2 tRNA genes and 3 rRNA genes are annotated in these 5,711 nt (G+C 53.3%); all 5 read right to left on the bottom strand.

From position 1 onward, the window contains the following. Positions 1 to 63 precede the first annotated feature (63 nt). Positions 64 to 176: ribosomal RNA gene (gene rrf / locus EV675_RS29625) — 5S ribosomal RNA — on the bottom strand. A 149-nt stretch (positions 177 to 325) separates the two neighbouring features. Then, a 23S ribosomal RNA gene (locus tag EV675_RS29630) occupies positions 326 to 3,204 on the bottom strand. A gap of 273 nt (positions 3,205 to 3,477) precedes the next feature. After that, positions 3,478 to 3,553: transfer RNA gene (locus tag EV675_RS29635), tRNA-Ala, on the bottom strand. Between the two features lie 24 nt (positions 3,554 to 3,577). Further along, positions 3,578 to 3,654, bottom strand: a tRNA-Ile gene (locus EV675_RS29640). Between the two features lie 127 nt (positions 3,655 to 3,781). Next, a 16S ribosomal RNA gene (locus EV675_RS29645) occupies positions 3,782 to 5,312 on the bottom strand. Together the 16S, 23S and 5S rRNA genes with 2 tRNA genes alongside form the textbook arrangement of a ribosomal RNA operon. Positions 5,313 to 5,711 lie beyond the last annotated feature (399 nt).

Consider the following 5,711-nt stretch of genomic DNA (forward strand, 5'->3'; position numbering starts at 1 on the left):
AACAGGAGCACCAAAGACAAAACCCCCGGCCGGTTTTCCGGTCGGGGGTTTTGGGTGTAGATAGCCTGACAATGACCTACTTTCACAGACGTCCGTCCACTATCATCGGCGCAAAGGCGTTTCACTGTCCTGTTCGGGATGGGAAGGAGTGGGACCACCTTGCTATGGTCGTCAGGCTTTAACTTGTTGGCGGGCTGTTGATCGCGCGCAGGGTTGCTGCGTCGCAGGCTCGAACAACCTGCCCAATTGGAAGAAGCACAACAGTGGTGACAGCGTTTTTGCTGTCTGGTGTGACTGCGGCACACGCTACAACCGCCAGGGTTATAGGATCAAGCCGCACGGGCAATTAGTATCGGTTAGCTCAACGCATTACTGCGCTTCCACACCCGACCTATCAACGTCCTGGTCTCGAACGGCCCTTCAGGGGGGTCAAGCCCCCGGGAGATCTTATCTTCAGACGAGTTTCCCGCTTAGATGCCTTCAGCGGTTATCTCTTCCGTACATAGCTACCCGGCAATGCCATTGGCATGACAACCGGTACACCAGCGGTACGTCCATTCCGGTCCTCTCGTACTAGGAACAGGCTCCGTCAAATCTCCAGCGCCCACGGCAGATAGGGACCAAACTGTCTCACGACGTTTTAAACCCAGCTCACGTACCTCTTTAAATGGCGAACAGCCATACCCTTGGGACCGGCTACAGCCCCAGGATGAGATGAGCCGACATCGAGGTGCCAAACACCGCCGTCGATATGAACTCTTGGGCGGTATCAGCCTGTTATCCCCAGAGTACCTTTTATCCGTTGAGCGATGGCCCTTCCATACAGAACCACCGGATCACTATGTCCTGCTTTCGCACCTGTTCGACTTGTCAGTCTCACAGTTAAGCACGCTTATGCCATTGCACTATCAGCACGATTTCCGACCGTACCTAGCGTACCTTCGAACTCCTCCGTTACCCTTTAGGAGGAGACCGCCCCAGTCAAACTGCCCACCATGCACTGTCCCCGACCCGGATAACGGGCCAAGGTTAGAACCGCAAACAAATCAGGGTGGTATTTCAAGGTTGGCTCCACCGAATCTAGCGACTCGGTTTCAACGCCTCCCACCTATCCTACACAGACCGGTTCACAGTCCAATGCAAAGCTACAGTAAAGGTTCATGGGGTCTTTCCGTCTAGCCGCGGGTAGATTGCATCATCACAAACATTTCAACTTCGCTGAGTCTCAGGAGGAGACAGTGTGGCCATCGTTACGCCATTCGTGCAGGTCGGAACTTACCCGACAAGGAATTTCGCTACCTTAGGACCGTTATAGTTACGGCCGCCGTTTACCGGGGCTTCGATCAAGAGCTTGCACCCCATCACTTAACCTTCCGGCACCGGGCAGGCGTCACACCCTATACGTCCACTTTCGTGTTTGCAGAGTGCTGTGTTTTTATTAAACAGTCGCAGCCACCGATTCTCTGCGACCCTTTCACGCTCAGCGCGCAGGCGCGTCACGCTACCAGGGCATACCTTCTCCCGAAGTTACGGTATCAATTTGCCGAGTTCCTTCTCCTGAGTTCTCTCAAGCGCCTTAGAATATTCATCCCGTCCACCTGTGTCGGTTTGCGGTACGGTCTCGTTTAACTGAAGCTTAGAGGCTTTTCCTGGGACCACTTCCAATCACTTCGCGAACAAGTTCGCTCGTGCCACACCCTTGAATTACGCACCCGGATTTGCCTAAGTGCCTTCTTCGATGCAGCAACGGGGACTTCCAACACCCCGATGACATTCCGCGATCCGTCCCCCCATCGCATTAAACGACGGTGCTGGAATATTAACCAGCTTCCCATCAGCTACGCATCTCTGCCTCGCCTTAGGGGCCGACTCACCCTACGCCGATGAACGTTGCGTAGGAAACCTTGGACTTACGGCGAGAGGGCCTTTCACCCTCTTTATCGCTACTCATGTCAGCATTCGCACTTCTGATACCTCCAGCAGCCTTTACAAGCCACCTTCGCAGGCTTACAGAACGCTCCCCTACCACGCACAGTAAACTGTGCATCCGCAGCTTCGGTATATCGCTTAGCCCCGTTACATCTTCCGCGCAGGACGACTCGATCAGTGAGCTATTACGCTTTCTTTAAAGGATGGCTGCTTCTAAGCCAACTTCCTGACTGTCTATGCCTTCCCACTTCGTTTCCCACTTAGCGATATTTGGGGACCTTAGCTGGCGGTCTGGGTTGTTTCCCTCTTGAGTCCGGACGTTAGCACCCGGTGCTCTGTCTCCCGAGCTGTACTTCCAGGTATTCGGAGTTTGCAATGGTTTGGTAAGTCGCCATGACCCCCTAGCCATAACAGTGCTCTACCCCCTGGAGTAATACTCGAGGCACTACCTAAATAGTTTTCGGGGAGAACCAGCTATTTCCAGACTTGTTTAGCCTTTCACCCCTATCCACAGCTCATCCCCTAGTTTTTCAACACTAGTGGGTTCGGTCCTCCAGCACGTGTTACCGTGCCTTCAACCTGGCCATGGATAGATCGTCTGGTTTCGGGTCTACACCCAGCGACTGAACGCCCTGTTCGGACTCGCTTTCGCTACGCCTCCCCTATTCGGTTAAGCTTGCCACTGAATGTAAGTCGCTGACCCATTATACAAAAGGTACGCCGTCACCCCACAAGGAGGCTCCGACTGTTTGTATGCATGCGGTTTCAGGATCTATTTCACTCCCCTTCCGGGGTTCTTTTCGCCTTTCCCTCACGGTACTGGTTCACTATCGGTCGATCACGAGTATTTAGCCTTGGAGGATGGTCCCCCCATCTTCAGACAGGATTACACGTGTCCCGCCCTACTTATCGTACGCCTAGTCCCACCTCAGTGATTTCGAATACAGGGCTATCACCTGCTATGGCCGGAGTTTCCAATCCGTTCTTCTATCACCGAAGCTAACTCGTACAGGCTGATCCGATTTCGCTCGCCGCTACTTTCGGAATCTCGGTTGATTTCTTTTCCTCGAGTTACTGAGATGTTTCAGTTCACCCGGTTCGCCTCGTTAACCTATGTATTCAGTTAACGATACCGCCGAAGCGGTGGGTTTCCCCATTCGGAAATCTGCGGATCAAAGCTTGTTTGCCAGCTCCCCGCAGCTTATCGCAGGCTACTACGTCCTTCATCGCCTGTGATCGCCAAGGCATCCACCACATGCACTTAGTCGCTTGATCCTATAACCGTAGCGGCTATAGGCTGGTTTACTCTAGCGTTTGTGCCGTTCCAGAACATGAGCATTCTGGAACTGATATATGCAATCACAACCCGTTGTCCGACAATACTCCACTGGCTCTTCACCAGCGTGTCGAACAACATTACTGTTGTTGCTTCTTCCAAATTGTTAAAGAACAGCCAAATCGTACTACACCGAGCCAAAGCCCAGCTTTAAGCGCAGCTCGCTGCGCTTAAACCTAAGTTCTGGTGATCCGAGGAATTCCCACCGAAAATGGTGGAGGTTGACGGGATCGAACCGACGACCCCCTGCTTGCAAAGCAGGTGCTCTCCCAGCTGAGCTAAACCCCCACAGAAACTCGCGCTTCTGCTAACTGGTGGGTCTGGTTGGATTCGAACCAACGACCCCCGCCTTATCAAGACGGTGCTCTAACCGACTGAGCTACAGACCCATATTCTTCGGATCTGCATCCCAGGCCAAGGAACGTCAAGCTACTTACGCTTGCCCCTTTTCCTCACCGATCCAGCTTAATGAACAACCGATAAGAGTGGACACTTGATCAAGCGCTTTACGCGCTGAAAGGAGGTGATCCAGCCGCACCTTCCGATACGGCTACCTTGTTACGACTTCACCCCAGTCATGAACCCTACCGTGGTAAGCGCCCTCCTTACGGTTAGGCTACCTACTTCTGGTAGAACCCACTCCCATGGTGTGACGGGCGGTGTGTACAAGACCCGGGAACGTATTCACCGCGACATGCTGATCCGCGATTACTAGCGATTCCGACTTCATGCAGTCGAGTTGCAGACTGCAATCCGGACTACGATCGGGTTTCTGGGATTGGCTCCCCCTCGCGGGTTGGCTGCCCTCTGTCCCGACCATTGTATGACGTGTGAAGCCCTACCCATAAGGGCCATGAGGACCTGACGTCATCCCCACCTTCCTCCGGTTTGTCACCGGCAGTCTCATTAGAGTGCCCTTTCGTAGCAACTAATGACAAGGGTTGCGCTCGTTGCGGGACTTAACCCAACATCTCACGACACGAGCTGACGACGGCCATGCAGCACCTGTGTTCCGGTTCTCTTTCGAGCACTCCTAAATCTCTTCAGGATTCCAGACATGTCAAGGGTAGGTAAGGTTTTTCGCGTTGCATCGAATTAATCCACATCATCCACCGCTTGTGCGGGTCCCCGTCAATTCCTTTGAGTTTTAATCTTGCGACCGTACTCCCCAGGCGGTCAACTTCACGCGTTAGCTGCGCTACCAAGCTCCGAAGAACCCAACAGCTAGTTGACATCGTTTAGGGCGTGGACTACCAGGGTATCTAATCCTGTTTGCTCCCCACGCTTTCGTGCATGAGCGTCAGTATTATCCCAGGGGGCTGCCTTCGCCATCGGTGTTCCTCCACATATCTACGCATTTCACTGCTACACGTGGAATTCCACCCCCCTCTGACATACTCTAGTTCGGGAGTTAAAAATGCAGTTCCAAGGTTGAGCCCTGGGATTTCACATCTTTCTTTCCGAACCGCCTGCGCACGCTTTACGCCCAGTAATTCCGATTAACGCTTGCACCCTACGTATTACCGCGGCTGCTGGCACGTAGTTAGCCGGTGCTTATTCTGCAGGTACCGTCAGTTACGCCAGGTATTATCCGGCGCCGTTTCTTTCCTGCCAAAAGTGCTTTACAACCCGAAGGCCTTCTTCGCACACGCGGCATGGCTGGATCAGGGTTGCCCCCATTGTCCAAAATTCCCCACTGCTGCCTCCCGTAGGAGTCTGGGCCGTGTCTCAGTCCCAGTGTGGCTGGTCGTCCTCTCAAACCAGCTACGGATCGTCGCCTTGGTAGGCCTTTACCCCACCAACTAGCTAATCCGACATCGGCCGCTCCAATAGTGAGAGGTCTTGCGATCCCCCCCTTTCCCCCGTAGGGCGTATGCGGTATTAGCTACGCTTTCGCGTAGTTATCCCCCGCTACTGGGCACGTTCCGATGCATTACTCACCCGTTCGCCACTCGCCGCCAGACCGAAGTCCGCGCTGCCGTTCGACTTGCATGTGTAAGGCATGCCGCTAGCGTTCAATCTGAGCCAGGATCAAACTCTTCAGTTTAATCTCTAGATTTGTTCGTACTATGGGTCGAAACCCATGGCACGATCGCTTGCGTACTCAAAGAAATTGCAGATAAATGATTTACCTACAAACTTCTTTATATGAGCACTTGATTTCTTTTGCGTCGATCGACTGAACCGGTATTACCCGACCCAACCGTCTCGCGCCCAATCAAGCGCCCACACTTATCGGCTGTTTATTTGTTAAAGAGCGGCCCTGCTTACTGCTTCACTTCCTTGCCGTTCGCTGCGCTGTCTTGCTTGGCGCTGCGTCATCAGCAGAGAAACGAGATTATGAAGAAGTTTTTTACGTCTGTCAAATCGTCGTTAGCGCTGCTAATTTCGATTCGTCAGACCCCTGCTGCACTACCACCCTGCCGCAAGGCCCCTTCTTTTGGTC

Source organism: Pigmentiphaga kullae (genome assembly GCF_004216695.1).
GTDB lineage: Bacteria > Pseudomonadota > Gammaproteobacteria > Burkholderiales > Burkholderiaceae_B > Pigmentiphaga > Pigmentiphaga kullae.